The organism is Nocardioides cavernae (assembly GCF_013410035.1).
GTDB lineage: Bacteria > Actinomycetota > Actinomycetes > Propionibacteriales > Nocardioidaceae > Nocardioides > Nocardioides cavernae_A.
On sequence record NZ_JACCBW010000001.1, the window covers coordinates 1390814 to 1413703 of the forward strand.

The following is a 22890-nucleotide window of genomic DNA, read 5'->3' on the forward strand; positions in this document are numbered from 1 at the left end:
GAACGTGGAGCGATCCTTAACGGATCGTCACCTGCCGGTTGGCGAGTCCGGCGCGGGCCGAACGCTCCTCGGCGGTGAGGTCGCCAGCCTCCAGCGCCTGCTCGAGATCGGCGGCGAACCGGGCGGCCGGCTCCTCGAGCACCTCGGCCCCGGTGCCGAGCGGGAGGTCCCACACGGGGGCCAGCAGGCCGTGGGCGCGGAACATGCCCACGAAGCGCGATCCGTCGGCCACGGAGTCCTGGCCGGCGGCGTGCAGGCGGGCGAGCGCGTCGAGCAGCTGGTCCTCGGGGTGCGGCATGACCCAGCGCAGGTGCTCCTTGGTGCCCACGTTGGTCCAGTACGCCGCCTCGACCGAGGAGAGCCGGGTGGTCGGCATCACGCCGCCGTTGGCCTGCTCGAGCGCCGCCTCCATGCTCGCGTCGCGGTCGGGGATGTCGTCGATCCAGTACTCGAAGCCGTCGTGGACGGTGATGTCGAGCTCGGTGTCGGAGATCAGGTCCTGCAGGCTCGGCCCGTCGCCGGGCGCGCTCATCAGGCCGATGATGCCGGGCTCCTCGGTCGCCAGTGCCAGCTCGAGCACGGCACCGAGGTCGCGGGCCGGGTTGCCGTAGGAGTGCTGCACCTGGAGACCGAGCCAGACGTCGCCGGACTCGCGCACCATCGCGGGCGCCGCACCGGGCAGCAGGGTCGCGAGGCGTACGCCGCGCTCGCCGTCCTTGAGCGTCAGCGGCGCGGTCGCGGCCGGGACCAGCTCGCGCAGGGCGATCACGTCGCACTCGCCCGGCATCCCCTCGAACGGGCGGGCCACGAAGGTCGGCGCGGCGCCGCCCGCGGCACCGTGGCACGCCTTGTAGCGCTTGCCGGAGCCGCACGGGCAGGGCTGGCGGGGTCCGACCTCGCCGGGGGCGACCTCGGTGGGCTGGTTGCGGTTGCGGGACTTCTTGGCCATGCCCGAACCCTAGTCGGGTGCCTCCACCCCGCCTGCACCCCCGACCTACCCGCCGAGCAGCTCCAGCATGTAGCCCGGGCGGTCGCTGATCACGGCCGCGACGCCGAGGTCCAGGCACACCTGCAGGTCGTCCTCGGTGTTGACCGTCCACACGTGGATCTCGCGCCCGGCCCTCACCAGGTGCTTGCCCAGCCCGGGGTGGTCGCGCAGCTCCTCGACGCCGGGCCCGATGATCCAGTCGTCGCCGACCAGCGGGCGCAGCACCGGCCAGTGGTGCGCCTTGTCGACGAGCATCACGACGTCCAGCTCGGGTGCGAGCCGGCGCACCCGGTTGGCGGCGTTGAGGGAGAAGCTCATGATCCGCGCCGGCGACCCGGCGCGGTCCCACCCGAAGTCCGCGAGGGTGTCCACCAGCCGGCGCTCGACGAGGCCGCCGTAGCGCGTGGGGTGCTTGGTCTCGATCGCCAGGTCGACGTGCCGGTCGTAGTCGGCGACGGTCTCGAGCAGCTTGCGCAGCGTGAGCACCTTGCCGTCGACCGGGTCGCGGGTCGGCGACTCGTCGTCGAGCTCGGACCACGGGTTCTTCCACGAGGCGAAGTCGAGCTCGTCGAGCTCGGCGAGGCTCATCGTCGAGACCAGGCCCATCGTCGCGGCCGTACGCCGCAAGTTGCGGTCGTGCACGCACACGAGGTGCCCGTCGGCGGTCAGCCGGACGTCGCACTCGAGGCCCTCGGCGCCCTCGTCGAGGGCCCGCACGTAGGCCGCGAGGGTGTGCTCCGGGGTCTCGTGGCTGCTCCCCCGGTGCGCGACGACCTGGGGACGGTCGGACCGCTCCGGTGTGCGGCGGGAGCGTGACCTGCGACGCATGCGCCGAGCATGGCACGCCGAGCGCGCGTCACGTCGGACGCCACGTCACGTCCCCCAAAGCGAGGAGGTCGAGCGGCCGCTCAGTGGACGTGGTCGCGCCAGTCCGCCGGCACCCGGTCGGCCGGGCCCGGCACGGACTGGCCCTCCGGCCTGCTCTGCGGGTCGGCGAGCCGCGGGCCGGTCACGCCGACCGACCGCGCGTAGTCCCAGAACCAGTCCTCGCCCGGCTCGAAGCTCTGCACGACGGGATGGCCGGTCGCCTGGTGGTGCGCGGTCGCGTGCTGGGCGGGGCTGGAGTCGCAGCAGCCGACGTGGCCGCACTGCGCGCAGCGGCGCAGGTGCACCCACCACCCACCGGCCTCCTCGCACTCCACGCACCCCGTGCCGGACGGGGCGACCTCGGGGTCGATGCCTGCAGTCATGGGGACCAGCCTGCCTCGCCGGGGCCGGTTCAGGAAGTGCCCGGTCCGGATCCACCTGCCAGGAACCCCGGCAGCCAGTGCGCCTCCCAGGCCGGGATCTCCTGCTCCTCGACCGGCATGCGCACGGGTGCCCGCTCGGCGGTGCGGTAGCGGCCGTCCGACCGCACCATGAGGTGGTAGTTCACCAGCTCCCGGCGGAGGTAGGCGAAGTCCTCGTGCACGCTGCGCAGCACCTCGTCGACCTCCTTCTCGGCGTACTCCCGTCCGGGCTCGAACCGCGTGAGCACCTCGAGCAGCACCGCCGCGCGCACCTTCCGCCGGGCCGGCACCCGCTCGATCCGCCCGTCGGTGAAGAGCCTGCCGACGAGGCGCTCCTGCTCGGCCCGCGCTGCGTCGTACGCCTCCTGCCGCCCCGGTCGCTGCGCCCCGGCCTCGAGCGCCGCCCGGGCCGCGGTGTAGGTCTCGCCCGTCTCGGCCATGCGGGCGCGCACGACCTGCTTGAAGTCACTGTCCCTGGTCACTCGTCATCACCCTCTGCTGCGCTGCGCCCCCAGTGCGCCCTGCAGCGGGCGTTCGACGTACGTGGCTCACCCATGACGTCCGAGGATCTGCTCCCCTTCACCACCTCGCGCGGACTGGGGCCGACGCGCCTGGCTGGGCGCTGGACGACGCCCTCGGCGTCGATGGTGCCAGAGGCCCACGGGCGGGGGCAAAGACTTTCTGCGGGGGTTGACCCGGGCGGAGCCGGCTTGTTCTGGTGGGAGGAGAGGGCGAGGCCATCGGGGGTCTCGCCACCGACGTACGGAGTCATGCCCATGCACAGCACCCCTCGCAGGACCCTGCTCAGCGCCGTCGCCTCGCTCGTCGCGGTCGCCGGCCTGGCCGGTCCGTCGCAGGCGGTCACCAAGCTCACCGACGCGCAGGCCGCGAGCCAGCTCACGGCGGCGGGCATCACCCGCGTCTCGACCGGGGGCTGCACGGACCGCACCGTCTCGACGTGCACGTCCTACGACCAGATCAACCAGGAGACGGTCAGCGGCATCAGCACCTTCAGGTCCGTCAGCGGCTGCGCCATCACGATCACGGGCGGGACCGAGACCGGCCACGCGTCGGGCACCTACAGCCATGCCAACGGCTACAAGGTCGACGTGCGGCCGACCACGTGCGTGACGGACCACATCACCGGCCACTACGCCTACTCCGGCACCCGGGGCGACGGAGCCACGCTCTACACGGCCCCGTCGGGCAACGTGTACGCCCGCGAGGGCAGCCACTGGGACATCACCTACTACTCCTGCGGCTGCTGACGCCCGTCCGCTCGCCGAACCCACCTGACACCGGCGGCGGCGTGGCCCCACACTGGGCCCATGCCGTCGTCGAGCCAGTGGATCGCGTTCCTCGTCGCCTCGATCCTCTTCATCCAGGTCCCGGGGCCGAGCCTGCTGTTCACCATCGGCCGGGCGCTCACCGTGGGCCGGCGCGAGGCCCTCCTCTCCGTGCTCGGCAACGCCCTCGGCCTCGCAGCCCAGGTCGCGCTCGTCGCCGTCGGCCTCGGCGCCGTCGTGGCGGCCAGCGCGACGGCGTACACCGTCGTCAAGGTCGCCGGCGCGGCCTACGTCGTGTGGCTCGGGGTCCAGGCGATCCGTCACCGCGCCGACGCCCGGCTGGCGATGTCGGAGGGAGCTCCCGCGCGCCGCGGCCACCCCGTCCGGATCGGCTTCACCGTCGGGGCCACCAACCCCAAGACCATCGTCTTCTTCGTGGCGTTCCTCCCGCAGTTCACCGACCCCGGCGGTCCCGTCGCCGTGCAGACGATGCTGCTGGGTGTGGTCTTCGGCGTGCTGGCCGCGATGTCGGACAGCATCTGGGCGCTGGCCGCCGGGACCGCCCGGCAGTGGTTCGCCCGGCGACCCGAGCGGCTCGACGCGCTCAGCGCCACCGGCGGCACGCTCATGGTCGGCCTCGGCGCCACCATGCTGACCGTGGACTGAGGCGCGGCCCCCACGGTCGCCCGGGTTCGCCCGCCCACGGGCGGACGCCGGGGTACTGTGGCCGGGAGGCGTCAGCGTCCGTGGGCCAGCCGGCCGATCGGACAGCGACACCGGGCGGGCGGCACGCATGGAGCCGTTGCCGGCGACCGCCGAGGCGCTCGACCTGCTCGTGGCCTCCGGCGACGAGGGCGTGCGTGCCAGGGTCGCCTGGATAGGCGAGACCGTGCTCGAGGTCGTCCCGCACGCCGACGCCTTCGCCCTCTGGTTCACCGACGAGGACCTGACCCTCGTCCACATCAGGCCACTCATCGATCCGTCCGTGCGGGCCTCCCAGCGAGGCTCGCGGACCAGCGTCGCCCTCAGCTTCGCCACGGGCGGCCGGGTCATCGCGGTGGTCACGATCTACTCCGACCGTGAGGAGGCCTTCGCCGGCCGCGTGGAGGTGCTCGAGCGCCGGCTGGGCGCTGTCCCGGGGGCCTCCCTGCTCGACCACGACCTCGCCCTCAGGTGCCGTCGGCGAGCGGAACTCGCTCCGGCACAGCTGCGGTCGCGAGCCCTGATGGACGCGGCCATCGGCACCCTCATGGGCGCCGTGGGGCTGAGCCTCGACCAGGCCGAGGCGTGGTTGGCCGACGTGGCCCGCGACAGCGGGCGCACCGTCGTCGCGGTCGCTGTGCAGGTCGTCGCCGCACACCATGCCGCCATCGACCCCGACGAGCCACCGACGGACGAGCGGACGTAGGCGCCATGACGTCCGGGTACGTGCTGTGCCGCGTGGCCCACCGGGCCCACCAGGCCACCGACCGGGACCCGAGCAACCGCGACCGGCGGGAAGGCCGGATGGACGCTCCACGACGCCCCTAGGCTGGCGCCATGCGCGCCCTCCTCGTGACGGTCCTCCTGCTCTGCCTCGGCACCCTCCCGGCCCGGGCCGACATGTCGCCGCTGCCCACCGGCACCGACGTCGACTACCAGCTCGGTGGCGCGGCCTACGTGCCCGACAACGTGGGCATCGTCGTGCGCGACCGGACCGCCACCCCAGCCCCCGGGGCCTACAACATCTGCTACGTCAACGGCTTCCAGACCCAGCCGGACGCCAAGGCCTACTGGCGCAAGCACCGCGACCTGCTGCTGCAGGACGGCCGCGGCCGGCTGGTCGAGGACGAGGCCTGGGGCGAGTGGCTCCTCGACATCCGCACGCCGGCCAAGCGCCAGCGCCTGGCCCGCATCGTGGGTCGCTGGACCTCTGGCTGCGCCCGCGACGGCTTCGACGCCGTCGAGTACGACAACCTCGACTCGTTCTCCCGCAGCGGCGGTCTCATCAGCGCGCGGCACGCCAAGGCGTTCGCCCTCCTGCTGACCGCCACCGCCCACGGTGCGGGGCTCGCCGCCGGGCAGAAGAACTGGGCCACCTGGGACGGCACCACGGCCGGCTTCGACTTCGCGGTGTCCGAGGAGTGCGGGCGCTACGACGAGTGCGACGCCTACGTCGACTCCTACGGCGACCGGGTGCTCGTCGTCGAGTACCGCGCCCGGGACTTCCGCAAGACCTGCCGCGCGTACGGCGACCGGCTGGCCGTCGTCCTGCGCGACCGCGACCTCACGCCGGACGGCGTACGCCGCTTCTGCTGACGTACGCCGCCCGGCACCGCGGTCAGTGGGTGCCGACCGACTCCGGCTCGGCGGCCTTCTTGCGCTTGTTGGCGATCAGGCTGGTGGTGATCGTGATGCCGAGGATGCCGACGATCACGAACAGCGACATCAACGTGGGCACGTCCGGCACCGAGGGCCAGACCAGGTGCGCCCAGTGGAGGACCAGCTTGAAGCCGATGAAGCCGAGGATCGCGGCGAGGCCGTAGCTGAGGTGCTCCAGCGCGTTGAGCGCACCCTCGAGCACGAAGTAGAGCGCGCGGAGGCCGAGCAGCGCGAAGGCGTTGGTCACGAAGACGAGGTAGGGGTCACCGGTGATGCCGTAGACGGCGGGCACCGAGTCGACGGCGAACACGATGTCCGTGCCGAGGACCGCGACGGTCACCAGCGCGAAGGGCGTGAGCATGCGCGTGCCCTTCTCCACGACGGTCATGCGCGGGCCGTGGTAGTCGTCGGTGACCGGCATGAAGCGACGCATCACCTTCACCAGGCGCATCTCCGAGACGTCGACCTCGTGGTCCTGCCCCGACACCGCGTCGCGCAGCATCTTGATGCCGGTCAGGAGCAGGACCGCGCCGAAGACGAGGAACACCCAGTCGAAGCGCGACAGCGCCGCGGCGCCGAGCGCGATGAAGATGCCGCGCAGGACGAGCGCGCCGATGATGCCGTAGAGCAGCACGCGCTGCTTGAGCACCTCGGGCACGGCGAAGGCGGCGAGCAGCAGCATGAAGACGAAGAGGTTGTCGACGCTCAGCGTCTTCTCGACGAGGTAGCCGGTGTAGTACTCCAGGCCCCGGTCGCCGCCGTGGACGTTCCAGATGTAGAGGCCGAACGCGAGGGGAAGGGCGACGTAGAACGCCGACCAGGCGATGGCCTCCTTCATCTTGACCTCGTGCGGGCGACGGGTGGCGATGAAGTCGACGACGAGCAGGGCGATCACGACGCCGATGGTGATGAACCACAGGGTCGGGGACGCGATGGACGACATGGGTCTCCTCAGGATGCTTCGTGGGTCCTGAGGTCTCCCCCGCCGCTCCGAGTGCGGCCGCTCGCCGGGGCGCCCGCTGAGGCGCCGTAGTGACCGACGAGTGTTGGTGGGGTACTCCCCTCGCCACGTATTTTAGTTGAAGCGGCAAGCGCACTCCAATCCGTGACGGCCACGTATCGTCCACGACATGGAAACGATCGAGTACGACGTCGTCGTCATCGGTGGCGGCCCGGCGGGCGAGAACGCCGCGCAGTACGCCGTGGAGGGCGTCGAGGTGAACGGCCGGGCGATGACCGCCGCGATCGTCGAGCACGAGCTGCTGGGCGGCGAGTGCAGCTACTGGGCGTGCATGCCCAGCAAGGCGCTGCTGCGCCCGATCGCCGTCGCCGACGTGACCGCGGACCTCCCGGGCGTCTCGACCGCGCACGTCACACCGAAGGCACTGCTCGAGCGGCGGGACTCGTGGGTCTCGCACTACGACGACTCCGGCCAGGTCTCGTGGGCGGAGGGTGCCGGCCTGGCCGTGCACCGTGGCACCGGCTGGCTCGTCGGCGAGCGCACCGTGCAGGTCTCCACGTCGTCGGGTGACGACGTGCTGCTCCGTGCACGCCGGGCCGTCGTCATCGCGACGGGCAGCGCCGCGCACGTCCCGGAGCAGTACGCCGCAGCCCTCCCGTGGGACTCGCGCGACGCCACGGGTGTCATCGAGGTGCCCGACCGCCTCGTGGTCGTCGGCGGCGGTGTCGTGGCGTGCGAGGCCGCCATCTGGATGCAGGCCCTGGGCTCGGAGGTGACGCTGCTGGTGCGCGGACCGCGGTTGCTCGAGCGGATGGAGCCCTTCGCCGGCGAGGCGGTGCTCGCCGGCCTGCGCGAGCGCGGCGTCACCGTCCACCTCGGCACGAGCGTCTCCGACGTGCGCCGCGACTCCCCCGAGGCCACCGGCACCGGACGCGTGCACGGCGGCGCGGTCACGCTGACCACCTCGGCGGGGGAGCTGGTCGTCGACGAGGTGCTGCTGTCGATCGGACGCTCGCCCCTGCTCGACGGCATCGGCCTCGAGAGCGTCGGGCTCGCCCCCGACGACGTGACGGGCGGGCGCCTGCCCGACTGGCTCCACGCCGTCGGTGACGCGAGCGGAGGCGCGCCCCTCACGCACTGGGGCAAGCACCAGGCCCGCCTCGTCGGTGCCCGGATCGCGGCCGCCGCGGTCGGCGAGGTCGCGTGGGAGCCCGACCGGGAGGCGCCGGTCCCGCAGGTGGTCTTCAGCGACCCCGAGGTGGCGAGCGTCGGGCTGACCGAGGCCGAGGCGCGCGAGGCCGGGCACGACGTCGTCACCTCGCGCGTCCCGACCTCGTCGGCCGCTGGCACGGGCCTGCTCCGCGACCACATCGCCGGCGAGTCGCAGCTCGTCGTCGACCGGGAGTCGCGGCTCGTCCTGGGTGCGACGTTCGTCGGCCCGGAGGTCGCCGAGCTCGTGCACGCCGCGACCGTCGCGATCACCGGGGGCGTGCCCGTCCACGTGCTCCGCCACGCGGTCGCGTCGTACCCCACCTCCTCCGAGCTCTACCTCCGGCTGCTGGAGGAGCTGCCCCGCGAGCTGCGGACCCCGCCCCCACCTCCGGTGGTCGAGTAGCCGAGCGAGGCGTGTCGAGACCCCCATCGGTGGGCCTCGACACGACCGTCTACCAGGGGGCCGCTCAGCCCCGCTCGCGCAGGTAGCGCCCGAAGTGGGGCACGGTGAACGCGATCCGCCCGCGCTCGCCGGAATAGACGAGGCCCTTCTTCAGCAACGAGTCACGGGCCGGTGAGAGCGACTGTGGCTTCTTGCCGAGCGCCGCGGCCACGTCGGCGCTGAGCACCGCCTCGCCCTCGACGTCGGCGCCGGCCTCGGCCTGCGCGACGGCGACGTCCGCCATGGCCATGAGGTAGTCGCGCTCGCCCGGCGTGGCCCGCTCGTAGCGGGAGCCGAAGAAGCCGACGGCGAGCTCGGACTCCGCCTCCGGTGCGGCGACGGCGACGTCGGCCGCGGTGACCGGCGAGCGTGGGGCGAGGTCCCACACCGCCTTGCCGTAGGCCTGGATGAAGTAGGGGTAGCCGCCGGTCGCGTCGTACATCGCGGCGAGGGCCTGGGGCTCGTACGCCGCGTCCTCGTCGGCCGCCGGCGCCTCGAGCGCCCGGTCGGCGGCGTCGCGGGCAAGCCGGTCGATGCGCTGGTAGCGGAAGAGCCGCTCGCTGTAGGACTTGCTGGCGCTCAGGACAGCGGGCAGGTGGGGCAGCCCGGCACCGACCACGATCACGGGCAGCCCCGACTGGCTGAGCTCGTGGCACGCGGCGCACAGTGCCGAGACGTCGTCGGCGCCGAGGTCCTGCATCTCGTCGATGAAGATGCCGATGCCCTTGCCGGCGTCCGCCGCGAGACCGCCGAGGTCGGTGAACAGCTCGACGAGGTCGATCTCGATGTCCCCGGAGTCTGCCCGCCCGCGCACGGCCGGGACGTCGATGCCGGGGTTCCACTGGTCCTTGAGCCTCGCCTGGGCACCGGCGTCGCGGTGCGCGAACGACTTCACCACGCCGAGCACGTGGTCCACCGAGTCCTCGTCCGATCGACCAAGCTCGCGCACGGCCTGGTGCAGCGCGCTGCTCAGCGGACGGCGCAGCCCCTGGCCGGGGCGGGCCTCGAGCTTGCCGGTCCCCCAGCCCTTGCGGACCGCCGCGCCGCGCAGGGCGTTGAGCAGGACGGTCTTGCCGACGCCGCGCAGCCCGGTCAGCACCAGGCTGCGCTCGGGACGGCCCTTCGCCACGCGCTCGAGGACGACGTCGAACGCGGCGAGCTGCTCGTCGCGGCCCGCGAGCTCGGGAGGGCGCTGGCCCGCGCCCGGGGCGTACGGGTTCCGGATCGGGTCCACGATGCGACCCTATTGCGTCGTCTAGATCCCTCCCTAGATTGTCGGATAGTGGGCGAGTCGGTCACGATCGGGGGGTGACCGAGCCGCCCGCCGCCCAGTCCATCTCCTACCCCGCCGAGTCGCGGAGCACCTCGCGCTACGCCCAGGAGCGCCTCGACCCGCACGTCATCGTGCTGTTCGGCGCGTGCGGCGACCTCGCGCGCCGCAAGCTGCTGCCCGGGCTCGCACACCTGGTCCTGTCCGACCTGGCGCCCGACATCCGGGTCGTCGGCACGTCCCTGGAGGACATGGACGACGACGGGTTCAAGGAGTTCGCCCGGACCGCCATCGAGCAGTTCGGCCACAAGCAGCTGACCGAGGAGGAGTGGGACACCTTCGACGACAACCTCGCCTACGTCCCGCAGGCGGCCGGTCCCGAGGCGCTCGCGGCGGCCGTCGGGAGGGCGAAGGAGACGCTCGGCGACGACGTACGCCTGCTGCACTACCTCTCCGTGCCGCCCAAGGCCGCGCTCCCCGTCATCGAGATGCTCGGGTCCGCCGGCCTGGTGGAGCGGTCCCGCGTGGTGATGGAGAAGCCGTTCGGCACCGACCTCGCGAGCGCGATCCACCTCAACGCGGAGGTCCACAAGACCTTCGACGAGTCGCAGATCTTCCGGATCGACCACTTCCTCGGCAAGGAGGCGGCGCAGAACATCCTGGCCTTCCGCTTCGCCAACGGGCTCTTCGAGCCGATCTGGAACCGCAACTTCATCGACCACGTGCAGATCGACATCCCCGAGACGCTGGGCCTGGACCAGCGCGCGAACTTCTACGAGTCCACCGGTGCCTACAAGGACATGGTCGTGACGCACCTGTTCCAGGTGATGGCCTTCGTCGCGATGGAGCCGCCGACCGCACTGGAGCCACGGGCGATCTCGGAGGAGAAGAACAAGGTCTTCCGCTCGCTGCTGCCGATCAGGCCGACCGACGTGGTCCGCGGGCAGTTCACCGGCTACACCGGCCTGCAGGGTGTCGCGGCCGACTCCGACACCGAGACCTTCATCGCGCTGGAGTGCCGCCTCGACAACTGGCGCTGGGCCGGGGTCCCGTTCTACCTGCGCACCGGCAAGGAGATGGCCGAGGGCAACCGCATCATCTCGATCGCCTTCAAGGAGGCGCCGCGCTCGATGTTCCCCGCCAACTCCGGCGTCGGGTCGGCCGGGCCGGACCACCTCACCTTCGACCTCGCCGACGAGTCGAAGGTGTCGCTGTCGTTCTACGGCAAGCGCCCGGGCCCGGGCATGCGGCTGCAGAAGCTGTCGATGCAGTTCTCGACCGGGGAGACCGAGGCCGCGGGCGACGTGCTCGAGGCCTACGAGCGCCTCATCCTCGACGCCATGCGCGGCGACCACACGCTCTTCACGACCGCCGAGGGCATCGAGTCGCTGTGGGACCGCTCCGCGCAGCTGCTCGACGACCCGCCGCCGGTGAAGCCGTACGCCCCGGGCACGTGGGGGCCGAACGCGATCCACCAGCTCATCGCGCCGCACGCGTGGCGGCTGCCGTTCGAGCGGGAGTGGCGGGTCAGGAGGTAGGCCAGGCCCAGGTCGGGGAGGTCGGGGAGGTCGGGGAGGTCGGAGAGGTCGGAGAAGGCGGGGAGGTCGGGGACGCGGGGGTCAGCCCGCCTGGCTGGGGCGGACGACCCGGTCGACGCGCTCGCGCGCGATGTCGTACGCCTCGTCGAGGCCCTGGCGCAGCAGGGCGATCAGGTCGGGGACCTCGTCGGCGGCGAGCCGGAACGTCCCGGCGCAGACGTTGTCGCGCCACAGCGACAGCACGACCAGCTGCGACTCCTGGTGCCAGGTGACGCGCAGCGACCTGTCCTCACCGCGGGGGTCGAGGAAGACCGCCCCGGTGCGCGGCAACGTGCGCGGCTGGGCCATGTCCCATTGTGACCCGGGACACGAGGATCTGCCTAGACTCGTGGCGTGCCCGAGCTCCCCGAGGTAGAAGCCCTCGTCCAGGACCTGCGCGGACGCCTGGTCGGGCGGGCGATCAGCCGCGTCGACCTCACCGCGTTCAGCGCGCTCAAGACCTTCGACCCGCCGCTGCACGCCCTGCACGGCACGCTCGTCGACGACGTCACCCGCCACGGCAAGTTCCTCGACATCGACGCCAGCGGGGTGCACGTGGTCATCCACCTCGCACGCGCCGGCTGGATCCGGTGGCGCGACGAGGTGCCCGCGCTGCCCGCCCGGCCCAACCCGAAGAACCCGCTCGCCGCCCGCGTGGTCATCGACGACCCGGACCTCGACGTGCAGCCGGGGCTCGACATCACCGAGGCCGGCACCAAGAAGGGCCTGGCCATCTACGTCGTGCGCGACCCGCAGCAGGTCGAGGGCGTGGCCCGGCTCGGTCCCGACCCCCTCTCCGACGACTTCACCATCGAGGTGCTGCGGCAGATCCTCGAGGCCGAGGGGAGGAAGCAGGTCAAGGGCGTGATGCGGATGCAGTCGATCATCGCCGGCATCGGCAACGCCTACTCCGACGAGATCCTCCACGCCGCCCGGATGTCGCCGTTCAAGCCCGCCAACAGCCTCGACGAGACCGACCTGCAGACGCTGTACGACGCCATCCGCACGACGCTGGGTGACGCGGTCGCCCGGGCGAGCGGGCTCGCCGCCAGCGAGCTGAAGGGCGAGAAGAAGAGCAACCTCGCGGTCCACGGCCGGACGGGACAGGCGTGCCCGGTCTGCGGCGACATCGTCCGCGAGGTGTCCTTCGCCGACTCGAGCCTGCAGTACTGCGCGACGTGCCAGACGGGCGGGAAGCCGTTGGCCGACCGCCGGATGTCCAAGCTGCTGAAGTAGCCGCTGAGGCACGAAGAAAGGTGCCGGTCGGACTCACCCCCGTGAAGTCCGACCGACACCTTGGACGTCAAGAATAGCTTGACGCAGCAGATCGTCTCACGCAGACGCGTGCTTGTCGCCCGTTTTCCGCGCGAACCTCTCCCACGCCGCCTGGCGCGACACCCCGAGGACCCGACCGATCTCCGCCCAGGAGACGTTGCGGGTGCGCAGCATGTCGACCCACTCGTGCGCGAAGCCGGTGTTCTGCTCGGCGGACGCGAGGATCATCGGCAGCGTCGCGAGCAGCTCGGCGTCGCTCATCCGCTCCCACGGCATCTGGGTGCTCACGGCCTCCCAGGTGGCCGCGTCGTGGAGCGTGCGGTGGAAGTCGTCGACGCAGCGCTCGCACACCTGCGCCCCCAGTCCGCCGACCAGGCGCAGGCCGCTGCCCGGCCCGCCCTGCTCTCCACAGAACGAGCAGGTCCGGCCTTCACGCGTGATCGTCATGCGTACCCTCCCTCGACGCATGGTCCATCATGCACCGTCCCGCCGGACGGGGCAGCGGGACGGTGAAGAATTCTCGGCGTCACTCGGTGGACTCGGGCGTCTCGGGGATCTCGGGCACCTCGATGTCGTCCATCGGGTTGCCGCAGGTGTCGGTGAGGTAGGTGCCGAAGGCCTCGGCCTGCTTCTTCTCCTCCGCGGACGCCTCCTCCCCGCCGGCCTGCAGCTCCTCGAGGTTCTCCATGGAGAAGTCGTCGGCGTCGATGTCCTTGGCCTGGTCGACCACGGTCTCGAACCCGGCGCGGGCGTCGTCGGAGATGCCCTCGGGCGTTCCGACCTCCTCCATCTTCGAGCCCCAGTCCGTCACGGCCTTCGCCATGTCGGCCTCGCTCGGCATCTCCGTGGCGTCCTGGGGGACGAGGTCGGTGAACAGGCTGTTGGCGGCCTTGCAGAAGCTGTCCTCGCTCGCGTCGGTCGGAGCGCCGCCGCCACCGCCGCAGGCGGAGGTCACGGCGCCGACCAGCAGGACGGTGCTGGACAGGGTCAGGCGAGCACGGTTGTTCATGGGATCCCCCTCGTCAGGACGCGGCGCTCGGGTGCGGTCGCGTCATGGGTGGTGCTGGACAGGTCCCTACCCTCCTGGGTGGGTGGTCAACCGTCCATTCGGAAGGCGGGCGGCAGCGGCAGCCGCAGGCTGCGCCCGAGCTGCTCGAGGTACTCCCCGCGCGGCCGGCTCACGACACCCAGCGTCGCCAGGTGCGGGGTCTGCCACTGCACGTCGAGCACCCGCTCGTCGGCGTGCTCGTCGCGGAGCAGGTCGACGAGCGCGACCAGCGCGACCTTCGAGGCGTCGCGCTCGCGGTGGAACATCGACTCCCCGGCGAAGAGCCCGCCGATGCTGACGCCGTACAGCCCGCCCACCAGCCGCCCGTCCCGCCACGCCTCGACCGAGTGCGCCCAGCCGAGCCGGTGCAGTCGCCCGTAGGCGCTGCGGAAGTCGCCGGTGATCCAGCCGTCGGGCCGCTCGGGGCTGCCGCACTCGGCCACCACGTCGTCGAACGCCGAGTCGACGCGGATCTCGAAGTCGCGCATCGAGCGGCGCAGCGAGCGCGACACCCGCAGTCCGTCGAGCGGGAGCATCCCCCGCTCGACCGGTGAGAACCACCCGACCTGCTCCTCGCCGTCGAGGGTCACCGGCATCGGGAACAGGCCGAGCCCGTAGGCGGTGACGAGGGTGCCCGGCTCGAGGTCCGCGCCGAGCGCGACCAGGTCGTCGTCGGGGTCCCACGTCGCGTGCGCGGGGAAGGCCCACGGCGTCGGAGCGGGGGCGATCTGCACCATTCGCACGGTAGCGAACAACCAAACCGCGGGGAACGACGTCTCCCTGCTGACACCGACCCGGAGGACGCCATGCGACACACCACCACCCTCACAGCCGTGATCGGCCTCGCCGTCACCGCCCTCGGCCCCGTGGCCGCAGCCGCACCGGCACGCGCCGCGGAGACCTGCGACGGCAAGGCCGCCACCCTCGTGGTGAGCCTGCCGGCCGGCTCCTGGACCAGCGCCCCGGTGACGGGCACGCCCGGTGACGACGTGATCGTCGGGACCACCGGGAACGACACCATCGACGGCGCCGGTGGCAACGACACGATCTGCGGGCTCGGGGGCGCGGACACGCTCGTGGGCGGCGACGGCGACGACCGCCTCTTCGGCGGGGCGGACGCCGACTACGCCCCCGACGACGGCTACTACGGCGACCTGCTCGTCCCCGGAGCGGGTGACGACCTCGTCGACCTCGGCACCGGTGCGACGGACATCTGGTTCTGGGAGTCCCCGCTCCAGGTGGACCAGGTGTCGTACGCCGACGCCCCGGCCGGCGTCCGGGTGGACCTCGCCGCCGGCACCGCGACCGGTCACGGCACCGACACGATCGTCGCCGCCGACCCCGGCCGCCCGATCGGCGTCATCGGGTCGTCCCACGACGACACCCTGCTCGGCTCCGCCGCCCGTGACGTCATCGACGCCGGAGGGGGCGACGACGTCGTCGACAGCGGCGACGGCGCCGACGTCGTGCGTCCGGACAACCCGGGGCGTACGACGTCCGGCTGGAGCATCGACGCACCGCGACCCGAGCCGGTGCCGCAGCCGGGGGACGACGTCGTGTCCACGGGTCCCGGCAGCGACGGCGTCACCGTCGAGCGGGGCGTGGACGTCGTGCGCGGAGGAGCCGACGTCGACCGGTTGTCCTCGGACTCCCCCGACCCGGGCACGCGGTTGCTCGGCGGCGACGGCAACGACCGGCTCTTCACCGAGGTCGCGGGCACCGTGATGCGGGGCCAGTCGGGGGACGACACCCTGACCGGCCACCTCGCCGGGCGCCGGTCGACGTGGGACGGCGGGTCCGGCCGGGACCGGCTGATCGCCTACACCCCCCAGCGCCCGACAGGTGGCGTGCTCCGCGTCGACGTCCCGCGCAAGCGCATCACGGCCGGTCGCACCACGCTCGGTCGCCTCGTGGGCGTCGAGCGGATCTCGGCGTTCGTCCGCTTCCCCCGCGCGGAGTTCCGCGGCGGTCCGGCGAACGAGTGGTTCAGCACCTCGGCGCGCTCGGTGCGCGCCTGGGGCGGCGCCGGCGCCGACCGCCTCGACGGCACCACGGGGTCGGACCTGCTCGACGGCGGACCGGGCCGCGACCGGCTCACCGGGTACGCCGGGCGCGACCGCTGCGTGCGGGGCGAGGTGCTGAAGTCCTGCGAGGTGCGCCGCTGAGCGTCCCCGCGACGAGGGCGCCGCCCGTACGATCGGGGGCATGGGCCTGAAGCAGACCGTCGGGCGGCAGCTCGCACCGAGGATCCAGGAGCTCGCTCCCGGACTCACCACGTCGTTCGTGCGTGAGGCCCTCAACCGCGCGATCGACGGCGTGGGTCCGCTCGCCCCCGCCGCGGTGGCCGCCGACAAGCAGCTCGCCGAGCAGGGCGGCGACGTCGATCGGGCGATCCACGAGGTCATCGAGAACAACGTGCGGATCGCCGGCGCGCAGGGCTTCGCCACCAACCTCGGCGGCCTGGTCACGATGGCGGTCACGATCCCCGCCAACGTCACCGGCCTGGCGCTGATCCAGTGCCGGATGGTGGCGGGCATCGCCCACCTGCGCGGCCACGACCTCGACGACCCGCGGGTGCGCAACGCCATCCTGGCCCTGCTCCTCGGCGAGGAGACGGTGCACGAGATGGTCACGAAGAAGAAGCTCGCCGGCACTCCCATGGCGCTCGCGACCGCGCCTGCGCACGACCCGACGATCGACGGCACGATCTCCGCGGTCGTCGCCACCGACCTCATCGCGCGCGTCGCCGGCAAGCGCCTGGCCACCACCGTCGGCCGGCGGATCCCCGTGGTCGGCGGCGTCGTGGGGATGGGCGCGGACGGCTTCGCCACGTGGAAGATCGGTCGCTACGCGGACCGGGAGCTGCTGCCGCGGCGCAAGGGTTGACCCGGGTCGTCGCCGGTCAGCGCCGCCTGCGCACCCGACGGTAGGCGTCGAGCGTGCCGCGCCCCGCGGGGCTGTCCTCGAGCGTGGTGACGATCTTGCGCCTGACCCGGTGGGTCGGCGTGAGCCGCGCGCGGTCGCGCTCCTCGCGGGCCTCGCGCAGCTCCTCGTGGAGCCGCTCCTCCACCGCCCGCAGCCGCGCCGCCTCGACGAGCAGCGCGCTGATAACGTCGAGTGCCGGCGGCAGGAGCTGGTCGGCCGGCGCCGTGTCGGGGTCGGTGAACGTGCCGAGGTCGGGTCCGAGGAGGTCGTCGAGGGAGCCCTCGACGTCGTAGCCGCGCTCGGCGAGCACGTCGATCCAGTCCCGCGCGAGCTCGCGCGCCCAGGTGTGGTCGTCGGGCGACAGGCCGAGGCGGGCCGAGGCGACCCCCCGGGACAGGGTCTGGTGCGCCAGCGTCTCGCGCACCAGCGGGCGGTAGTCGGGCGGCGCGATGATGGAGGTCACCCGCTCGTTGATCGTGCGCAGGAGCGAGGTCTCCGGCACGCCGAGCGAGGGGTTCTCCCGCTCCGCGGTGAGGTCGAGCGGCAGGCCGTCGAGGCCGAAGGTCCGCGAGAAGCGGCGCCACAGCTCGCCGCGGTCCGAGCCCGGCGGTGGCAGCGTCACGAGGTGGACGCGCTCGGGCGGCAGCGACCCGCCCCACCGGTCGAGGATGTCCGGGACCTCCTGCACCGCCCAGAACCACGACCCGATCCGCGAGTCCCGCTCGGGATCGCGGATCGTGCGCAGGAACGCGGCGTATGTCACGTGGCTGCGGTGCTTGACGTTCTCCTGCCACTCGGCCGGGATCTGGCGCACCAGGTCACGGACCGACAGCACGAGGTGGACCTCGGCGTCGCCGAGGGAGGCGAGTGCGCGCTCGACCTGCGTCGGGGTCGCGCGGGCGAAGATCTCGTGGCTGATGATCGCGGTGCCGTGCCAGTCGCGGACCTGTGCGGCGAGGTGGTCCCACGCGCCGACGGCCTCGGTCTCGATGCCGCCCCACGGCAGCGTCATCAGGTCGAGCGCGGCGAGGAAGTGGGCGTCGAAGCGCTCGGCGGGGTAGAGGATGTCGTGCTCGCGCAGGACCTTCTGGTTGCGGAAGAGGACGTCCTGGAGGTAGGACGTGCCGGTCTTCGGGCAGCCCACGTGCAGCAGCACCCGCCTGCTCACCGCTCCACCTCGCTCTTCACCGTCCGGTCCGTGCGCCACGTCGGGTCGACCACCATGCTGATCGCCAGGTCGAGCACCCGGCGCTCGTCCGCGCCGGCGGCTGCGGCCGGCGCGGTGCGCGGCGCGAGGTCGGCGAGGTCGCCGACGACAGGGTAGCCAGCGCGGGTCAGGTCGCGGGCCATCCGGGCGGCCGAGGCGGCCACCCACCCGCGCTCGCGGACGGGCACGCCGACGGGGGCCGCGCCGGTGTCGGGAATCCGCCGTCGGAGCGTACGCATCAGCGCGGGCCGCTCGGCGGAGGGGACGCGGAGCCCGACGACGGCGGCGATCCGGCGGGCGAGCTCGGCCTGGTCGGCGCCCGGGACGCGGACGTCCGGCAGTCGGCGCACGCCGACCTGGTGCGGCAGGCGGGTGAGGTCGGTGACGACCCGGACGAACGGGCGGCGCCCGTGCCAGCGGTGCACCGAGTCGAGGAGGTCGACGCGTGCGGGCAGCTGGTCGCGCTCACGCCAGAACCGCAGCCAGTCCGCCCACGGCTTGCTGCCGTGCTCGAAGCAGCGCTGGGTCCACGTCCGGGCCAGGAGGTCGTCGAGCGGCGCGCCGACCGCGACGACGAACGGGCGGGGGCCGCCCTCGGGCCGGCCGAGGGCGAGCAGGTGCTCGCGCGCCGCGGTGGTGACGACGGGGTCGCCGACGAGACGGAAGCGACGCCGCCACGGCCGCGCCCAGGACGTACGCACGGGGTCGGGGCCCAGGGCGACGAGGTCGTCGGCGAGCAGCACGCTCGCCACCCGCAGCAGCTCGTGCGCACCCACCTCGGCGGGGTCGACCGGCCGCGGGCCGAACGGGGAGTACGGCAGCCCGACGAGCGGGAGGTCGGCCTTGCCGCGCCCGGCGGCGGATGCGGCCAGGACCCGGTCGGCGAGGCGGGTGCGCTCGCGGTCGCCTGCAGGGCCCGCACCCGACCGGGCGGCGAGGTTGACCCGGCGCAGCAGCTCGAGCTGCTGGGCTCCCGGCAGCGCGCGGCGAGCGGGGCGGTCCTTGCCCGACCCCGTGCCCGACCCCGTGCCCGACCCCGTCTCCGACCACGCGAGCCACGGGGTCGTGCCGCCCGCGCGCAGGTGGTCGACCCAGCCGTGGGCGAGCGCCGACGAACCGGTGGAGGAGCGGGCGGTCACCGGTCGCGCAGCCGGCGTGCGGCCGTCCGCAGGCGGTCGGCCACCGGTCCGCCCGATCCGTTGGCCTCGGCCGCCTCCCGGGTCATGACGGTCAGCGCGTCGAGCGCGGCGCTGAGCTCGAGCTTGGCCCGCACCCGGTCGGGGTTGCGCCACTCCTCACCCTCGGGCGGTCGCCGCGGCCGCAGGTCCTCGACGTCGCCGACGACGTCGACCCCACTGCCCTTGATCCACTCGATCCACCGCTCGCCCTGCTGCTCGGCGAAGTCGTAGCGCTCGGGGGGCAGGCGGACGGGCCATGCGTCGCGCGCCACCAGCACCTCCTGCGCGAGCTGCTCGCGGATGAGGTTGTCGTAGGCGGGCTCGCGGTGCGTGCCGAGCTCGAGGCGGCGGTTGAGCTTGCGCAGCAGGGAGGTCTCCGCGATCCCGAGCGAGCGGTTGTCGCGCTCGGAGTCGAGGGGCGCCCACAGCGGATCGATGCCGAACGCCCGGCAGAAGCGCAGCCACAGCTCGTCGCCGTCAGGGCCGCGGTCGTGGGGGACCGTGACCACGTGGATCCGCTCCGGCGGCAGCTTGGCCCCCCACGCGGAGAGCACCTCGGGCAGGTCGAGCGCCTGCCGGAAGAAGAACGACTTGCCGCCCTCGTAGCGGTTGATGAAGCGGTTGAAGCTCCACTTGCGGCCCTGCTTGATCGACTCCTGCCACGCGGCGGGCAGCTGGCGCGCGAGGTCGCGCGCGGAGTAGACGACGTGCACCTCGCTGCCGGCGAGGTCGTTCATCGCCTTGGCGATCTTGTCGGGCTTGGCCCCGGCGAGGATCTCGTGGCTGATCACGACGTTGCCGTCGGCGCGCCGCACCCTCCGGACCATCGCGTCCCAGGCGCCCCTGGCGTGCCCGGGGGCGCCGCCCCAGTCCTGGTCGAGCAGGTCGAGCGCAGCCCGGAAGTGGAACATGTCGGTCCGGCCGGGCCGGGTCGACGGGATGGTCACGCCGTGGCGAGCCAGCGCGGCCGTGTTGAGCCTCAGGCGGTCCTGGAGGTAGGTCGTCCCGGTCTTGGGCGCACCGATGTGCAGGTGGACGACACGGCTCATGGCGCTGATTGTGCCAGTCACCCGGCCAGGGCTCGTACGACGGCGCTCGGGCTCGGCCGACCCAGGTGGCCGGCCATCCACGTGCTCGTCGCGACGACCGCGCCGAGGTCGACGCCGTGCTCGATCCCGAGGCCGTCGAGCATCCAGACGAGGTCCTCGGTGGCGAGGTTGCCGGTGGCGGACTTCGCGTAGGGGCATCCGCCCAGGCCGCCGGCGCTCGCGTCGAACGTGGTGATCCCGGCCTGCAGCGCGGAGAACGTGTTGGCGAGGGCCTGGCCGTAGGTGTCGTGGAAGTGCATCGCGAGCCGGTCGGTGCCGACGCCCGCGTCGCCGAACGCGGCGACCAGCGCCCGTACGTGCCCCGCGGTGGCGACGCCGATCGTGTCGCCGAGGCTGAGCTGGCCCGCGCCGAGGTCGAGCAGCCGGGTGCCGGCGGTGACGACCTGGTCGACCGGCACCGCACCCTCCCACGGGTCCCCGAAGCACATGGAGACGTAGGCCCGCACGTCCATCCCCGCCTCGCGGGCGCGGGCGACGGTGGGCTCGAACATCGCGAACTGCTCGTCGAAGGTGCGGTTGAGGTTCTTCGTCGCGAATGTCTCCGTGGCGCTGCCGAAGATCGCGACGTGCTCGAGGCCGAGCTCGAGCGCGCGGTCGAGGCCGCGCTCGTTGGGCACCAGCACCGGGAGGTGCCGGCCCTCCTCACCGAGCGCGGTCATGAGCTCGGCGGCGTCCGCGAGCTGCGGCACCCAGCGGGGGTGCACGAAGCTGGTCGCCTCCACGACCGGCAGGCCGGCGGCGACGAGGCGGCGCACGAACTCGGCCTTCACCTCGACGGGCACGACCGTCTTCTCGTTCTGCAGGCCGTCGCGCGGACCGACCTCGTAGATCGTGACGCGGTCGGGCAGCCCGTCGACGCGCACGGTCATCGGGAGCTCACTCACCGGTGCCCTCCACCGTGAACAGGACCGCACCGAGCGTGACGAGGTCGCCGGTGGCGGCACCGACCGAGGTGACCGTGCCGGCGAACGGCGCCTTGAGCGCGAGCTCCATCTTCATCGCCTCCATCACGCCCAGCGTCTCACCCTCGGCCACGGCCTGGCCCTCGGTGACGTTCACCGCGAGGACCGTGCCGGGCATCGGCGCGACGAGGGTGCCGTCACCGGCGGCGGCCGCCGAGTCGGCGAAGGGATCGCGACGTTCGAGGACGAAGCGCTGGCCGCGGACGACGACCTCCGTGCCGCCCGGGCCCCGGCGCACGTACCCGTCGCCATGACCCAGCGACCCGACACGCTGCACGCCCTCGGTCGACCTCGGCGCGGCGAACCACCCCGCCGCGGAGAGATCGCGACCGAACTCCACGAGGGGGCCGGGCGCCCCACCGAGCCGGAAGCCGTCCGGCTGCCACGGCCCGGGCGGTGCGTCCCGGAGCACGGTCCGCAGCATGATGCCGGCCAGCGCACGGGCGTCGGCGTCGTCGGGGGCCGGCACCTCGTGCCGGTCGAGCCACGCCGTGTCGATCGTCGCGTCGCGGAACTCGTCGGACGCGACCAAGGTGCGGAGGAACCCCGTGTTGGTGGTGAGGCCGAGGATCGCCGTCCGGTCGAGCGCCTCGACCAGGCCCTCGCGGGCCGCGTCACGGTCGGTCCCCCAGACGATCACCTTGCCGAGCATCGGGTCGTAGGAGGCGGACACCTCCTGACCGGACTCCAGGGCGTGGTCGACGCGCACGAGCTCATCGTCGCCGACCGATGCGTCCGGCCAGACGACGTGCGACGCCACCCCGGCCTGCGGAAGGAAGCCGTGGAAGGAGTCCTCGGCGTAGACCCGCGCCTCGATGGCGTGGCCGTCGAGGGTGATGTCGGACTGGTCGACGCCGATCGGCTCGCCCGCCGCGACGCGCAGCTGCAGCTCGACGAGGTCGACGCGCTCGCCCCGCACCCGCACGACCTCCTCCGTGACCGGGTGCTCGACCTGGAGGCGGGTGTTCATCTCGAGGAAGTAGAACTCGCCGGTCGCGTTGTCGAGCAGGAACTCGACCGTGCCGGCGTTGGTGTAGCCGCACTGCTCCGCGAGGGCGACCGCCGCACCGGTGATCGCCGCACGCTGGTCGTCGCTGATCGTCGGTGCGGGCGCCTCCTCCAGGACCTTCTGGTGACGGCGCTGCGTGGAGCAGTCGCGCTCGAAGAAGTGCCGCACGGCGCCGTGGGCGTCGCCCATCACCTGCACCTCGATGTGGCGGCCGGACTCGACGTACTTCTCGATGAGCAGGGTGTCGTCGCCGAAGGAGCTGGCCGCCTCGCGCGCCGCGGCGGCCCTGGCCTCCGGGAGCTCGGCTGCCGAGCGGACGACCCGCATGCCCTTGCCGCCGCCGCCGGCCGCGGCCTTGACGAGCACGGGGTAGGCGAAGGACGCCGGGTCGTCGTCGAGGCCGTAGGAGGGCACGACCGGCACTCCGGCAGCGACCGCGACCTCGCGCGCCGCGTCCTTGCGGCCCATCGCGTCCATCACCTCGGCGGACGGGCCGACCAGGACGAGGCCGGCGTCGGCGAGCGCGCGGGCGAAGGGGGCGCGCTCGGAGAGGAAGCCGTACCCGGGGTGGACGCCCCAGCAGCCGTGCCGCACGGCCTCGCGGACCACCTCGTCGATGTCGAGGTAGGACGAGACCCGACCGGCCTCGTCGCAGGCGCGCACGTGCGGCGCGTCGGCGTCGGCGTCGGTGTGGATCGCCACCGTGGGGATGCCGAGGCGACGGCAGGTCCGCGCGACGCGGACCGCGATCTCGCCGCGGTTGGCGATGAGCAGTCTGTTCACGATGTCAG

At 73.0% G+C, this 22890-nt stretch carries 24 protein-coding genes; 9 read left to right on the top strand and 15 right to left on the bottom strand.

Annotated elements, in window-relative coordinates; all coding sequences use genetic code 11:
* Positions 1-16 precede the first annotated feature (16 nt).
* The 4 genes from F4692_RS06780 to F4692_RS06795 form a co-directional block, all read right to left on the bottom strand.
* Positions 17-949 carry a DUF5926 family protein gene (locus F4692_RS06780; protein ID WP_179618805.1) on the bottom strand — a complete coding sequence of 311 codons (933 nt, stop codon included), beginning with the start codon at positions 947-949 and terminating at the stop codon, positions 17-19.
* A gap of 45 nt (positions 950-994) precedes the next feature.
* Positions 995-1816 (bottom strand): glycerophosphodiester phosphodiesterase family protein, encoded by an 822-nt coding sequence (locus tag F4692_RS06785; RefSeq protein WP_179618806.1) that lies wholly within the window; start codon positions 1814-1816, stop codon positions 995-997.
* Between the two features lie 80 nt (positions 1817-1896).
* Positions 1897-2238: a UBP-type zinc finger domain-containing protein gene (locus F4692_RS06790; protein ID WP_179618807.1), complete on the bottom strand. Its 342-nt coding sequence runs from the start codon at positions 2236-2238 to the stop codon at positions 1897-1899.
* 29 nt (positions 2239-2267) lie between these two features.
* A complete protein-coding gene (locus F4692_RS06795) occupies positions 2268-2759 on the bottom strand; it encodes a DUF2087 domain-containing protein (RefSeq protein WP_179618808.1) in 492 nt (163 codons plus the stop codon).
* 294 nt (positions 2760-3053) lie between these two features.
* On the opposite strand from F4692_RS06795, the gene F4692_RS06800 reads away from it, so the two are divergent.
* The 4 genes from F4692_RS06800 (at position 3054) to F4692_RS06815 (ending at position 5861) form a co-directional block, all read left to right on the top strand.
* Entirely contained in the window at positions 3054-3545 is a 492-nt protein-coding gene (locus tag F4692_RS06800; RefSeq protein ID WP_179618809.1) for a hypothetical protein, read from the top strand.
* Positions 3546-3605: 60 nt separating this feature from the next.
* Positions 3606-4229: a LysE family translocator gene (locus F4692_RS06805; RefSeq protein ID WP_179618810.1), complete on the top strand. Its 624-nt coding sequence runs from the start codon at positions 3606-3608 to the stop codon at positions 4227-4229.
* Between the two features lie 127 nt (positions 4230-4356).
* Entirely contained in the window at positions 4357-4971 is a 615-nt protein-coding gene (locus tag F4692_RS06810; protein ID WP_179618811.1) for an ANTAR domain-containing protein, read from the top strand.
* Between the two features lie 131 nt (positions 4972-5102).
* On the top strand, positions 5103-5861 hold the full coding sequence (locus F4692_RS06815; protein ID WP_179618812.1) for an endo alpha-1,4 polygalactosaminidase: 759 nt from the start codon (positions 5103-5105) through the stop codon (positions 5859-5861).
* Positions 5862-5883: 22 nt separating this feature from the next.
* Here the strand turns inward: F4692_RS06815 and F4692_RS06820 are convergent, their stop codons facing one another.
* Positions 5884-6867, bottom strand: coding sequence for a TerC family protein (locus F4692_RS06820; RefSeq protein ID WP_179618813.1), 984 nt, complete (start codon positions 6865-6867; stop codon positions 5884-5886).
* 187 nt (positions 6868-7054) lie between these two features.
* Here F4692_RS06820 and F4692_RS06825 point away from each other — a divergent pair, with 187 nt between their 5' ends.
* Entirely contained in the window at positions 7055-8500 is a 1446-nt protein-coding gene (locus F4692_RS06825) for a dihydrolipoyl dehydrogenase family protein (protein WP_179618814.1), read from the top strand.
* Between the two features lie 64 nt (positions 8501-8564).
* On the opposite strand, the gene F4692_RS06830 is transcribed toward F4692_RS06825, so the two are convergent.
* Positions 8565-9773, bottom strand: a complete 1209-nt coding sequence (locus tag F4692_RS06830; RefSeq protein ID WP_179618815.1) for an ATP-binding protein — start codon at positions 9771-9773, stop codon at positions 8565-8567.
* Positions 9774-9847: 74 nt separating this feature from the next.
* Between F4692_RS06830 and zwf the strand changes: the two genes are divergently transcribed.
* Complete coding sequence (gene zwf, locus F4692_RS06835; protein WP_179618816.1) at positions 9848-11347, top strand: glucose-6-phosphate dehydrogenase; 1500 nt, start codon at positions 9848-9850, stop codon at positions 11345-11347.
* 81 nt (positions 11348-11428) lie between these two features.
* On the opposite strand, the gene F4692_RS06840 is transcribed toward zwf, so the two are convergent.
* Entirely contained in the window at positions 11429-11695 is a 267-nt protein-coding gene (locus F4692_RS06840) for a hypothetical protein (protein ID WP_179618817.1), read from the bottom strand.
* Positions 11696-11740: 45 nt separating this feature from the next.
* Between F4692_RS06840 and F4692_RS06845 the strand changes: the two genes are divergently transcribed.
* Positions 11741-12622 carry an Fpg/Nei family DNA glycosylase gene (locus F4692_RS06845; protein ID WP_179618818.1) on the top strand — a complete coding sequence of 294 codons (882 nt, stop codon included), beginning with the start codon at positions 11741-11743 and terminating at the stop codon, positions 12620-12622.
* A gap of 96 nt (positions 12623-12718) precedes the next feature.
* Here the strand turns inward: F4692_RS06845 and F4692_RS06850 are convergent, their stop codons facing one another.
* From F4692_RS06850 to aat, 3 genes are all read right to left on the bottom strand, one after another.
* Complete coding sequence (locus F4692_RS06850) at positions 12719-13108, bottom strand: hypothetical protein (protein WP_179618819.1); 390 nt, start codon at positions 13106-13108, stop codon at positions 12719-12721.
* Between the two features lie 79 nt (positions 13109-13187).
* Positions 13188-13670, bottom strand: a complete 483-nt coding sequence (locus F4692_RS06855; protein ID WP_179618820.1) for a hypothetical protein — start codon at positions 13668-13670, stop codon at positions 13188-13190.
* Positions 13671-13756: 86 nt separating this feature from the next.
* Positions 13757-14443, bottom strand: a complete 687-nt coding sequence (gene aat, locus F4692_RS06860) for a leucyl/phenylalanyl-tRNA--protein transferase (RefSeq protein ID WP_308645184.1) — start codon at positions 14441-14443, stop codon at positions 13757-13759.
* A 99-nt stretch (positions 14444-14542) separates the two neighbouring features.
* On the opposite strand from aat, the gene F4692_RS06865 reads away from it, so the two are divergent.
* Positions 14543-15874 (top strand): calcium-binding protein, encoded by a 1332-nt coding sequence (locus F4692_RS06865; RefSeq protein ID WP_179618822.1) that lies wholly within the window; start codon positions 14543-14545, stop codon positions 15872-15874.
* 40 nt (positions 15875-15914) lie between these two features.
* Positions 15915-16595, top strand: coding sequence for an EcsC family protein (locus F4692_RS06870; RefSeq protein ID WP_179618823.1), 681 nt, complete (start codon positions 15915-15917; stop codon positions 16593-16595).
* Positions 16596-16611: 16 nt separating this feature from the next.
* On the opposite strand, the gene F4692_RS06875 is transcribed toward F4692_RS06870, so the two are convergent.
* From F4692_RS06875 to F4692_RS06895, 5 genes are read right to left on the bottom strand one after another with little or no spacing between them, the layout of a single operon-like run.
* Positions 16612-17802, bottom strand: coding sequence for a hypothetical protein (locus F4692_RS06875; RefSeq protein WP_179618824.1), 1191 nt, complete (start codon positions 17800-17802; stop codon positions 16612-16614).
* Positions 17799-18980, bottom strand: a complete 1182-nt coding sequence (locus tag F4692_RS06880; protein WP_179618825.1) for a hypothetical protein — start codon at positions 18978-18980, stop codon at positions 17799-17801. Before F4692_RS06880 ends, F4692_RS06875 begins: the two co-directional genes overlap by 4 nt.
* On the bottom strand, positions 18977-20068 hold the full coding sequence (locus F4692_RS06885) for a hypothetical protein (protein ID WP_179618826.1): 1092 nt from the start codon (positions 20066-20068) through the stop codon (positions 18977-18979). Before F4692_RS06885 ends, F4692_RS06880 begins: the two co-directional genes overlap by 4 nt.
* Positions 20069-20085: 17 nt before the next feature.
* A complete protein-coding gene (locus tag F4692_RS06890) occupies positions 20086-21012 on the bottom strand; it encodes a hydroxymethylglutaryl-CoA lyase (RefSeq protein ID WP_475116775.1) in 927 nt (308 codons plus the stop codon).
* The gene (locus tag F4692_RS06895) at positions 21005-22882 is read right to left on the bottom strand and encodes an acetyl/propionyl/methylcrotonyl-CoA carboxylase subunit alpha (protein ID WP_308645185.1); all 1878 of its coding nucleotides are present in this window, start codon (positions 22880-22882) and stop codon (positions 21005-21007) included. The genes F4692_RS06890 and F4692_RS06895 overlap by 8 nt, the downstream gene beginning before the upstream one ends.
* Positions 22883-22890 lie beyond the last annotated feature (8 nt).

Excerpts from the sequence above, each read along its gene's own strand:
- F4692_RS06780 (WP_179618805.1), bottom strand. The coding sequence starts at position 949 with ATGGCCAAGAAGTCCCGCAACCGCAACCAGCCCACCGAGGTCGCCCCC.
- F4692_RS06785 (WP_179618806.1), bottom strand. The coding sequence starts at position 1,816 with ATGCGTCGCAGGTCACGCTCCCGCCGCACACCGGAGCGGTCCGACCGT.
- F4692_RS06790 (WP_179618807.1), bottom strand. The coding sequence starts at position 2,238 with ATGACTGCAGGCATCGACCCCGAGGTCGCCCCGTCCGGCACGGGGTGC.
- F4692_RS06800 (WP_179618809.1), top strand. The coding sequence starts at position 3,054 with ATGCACAGCACCCCTCGCAGGACCCTGCTCAGCGCCGTCGCCTCGCTC.
- F4692_RS06805 (WP_179618810.1), top strand. The coding sequence starts at position 3,606 with ATGCCGTCGTCGAGCCAGTGGATCGCGTTCCTCGTCGCCTCGATCCTC.
- F4692_RS06810 (WP_179618811.1), top strand. The coding sequence starts at position 4,357 with ATGGAGCCGTTGCCGGCGACCGCCGAGGCGCTCGACCTGCTCGTGGCC.
- F4692_RS06815 (WP_179618812.1), top strand. The coding sequence starts at position 5,103 with ATGCGCGCCCTCCTCGTGACGGTCCTCCTGCTCTGCCTCGGCACCCTC.
- F4692_RS06820 (WP_179618813.1), bottom strand. The coding sequence starts at position 6,867 with ATGTCGTCCATCGCGTCCCCGACCCTGTGGTTCATCACCATCGGCGTC.
- F4692_RS06825 (WP_179618814.1), top strand. The coding sequence starts at position 7,055 with ATGGAAACGATCGAGTACGACGTCGTCGTCATCGGTGGCGGCCCGGCG.
- F4692_RS06840 (WP_179618817.1), bottom strand. The coding sequence starts at position 11,695 with ATGGCCCAGCCGCGCACGTTGCCGCGCACCGGGGCGGTCTTCCTCGAC.
- F4692_RS06850 (WP_179618819.1), bottom strand. The coding sequence starts at position 13,108 with ATGACGATCACGCGTGAAGGCCGGACCTGCTCGTTCTGTGGAGAGCAG.
- F4692_RS06855 (WP_179618820.1), bottom strand. The coding sequence starts at position 13,670 with ATGAACAACCGTGCTCGCCTGACCCTGTCCAGCACCGTCCTGCTGGTC.
- F4692_RS06870 (WP_179618823.1), top strand. The coding sequence starts at position 15,915 with ATGGGCCTGAAGCAGACCGTCGGGCGGCAGCTCGCACCGAGGATCCAG.
- F4692_RS06885 (WP_179618826.1), bottom strand. The coding sequence starts at position 20,068 with ATGAGCCGTGTCGTCCACCTGCACATCGGTGCGCCCAAGACCGGGACG.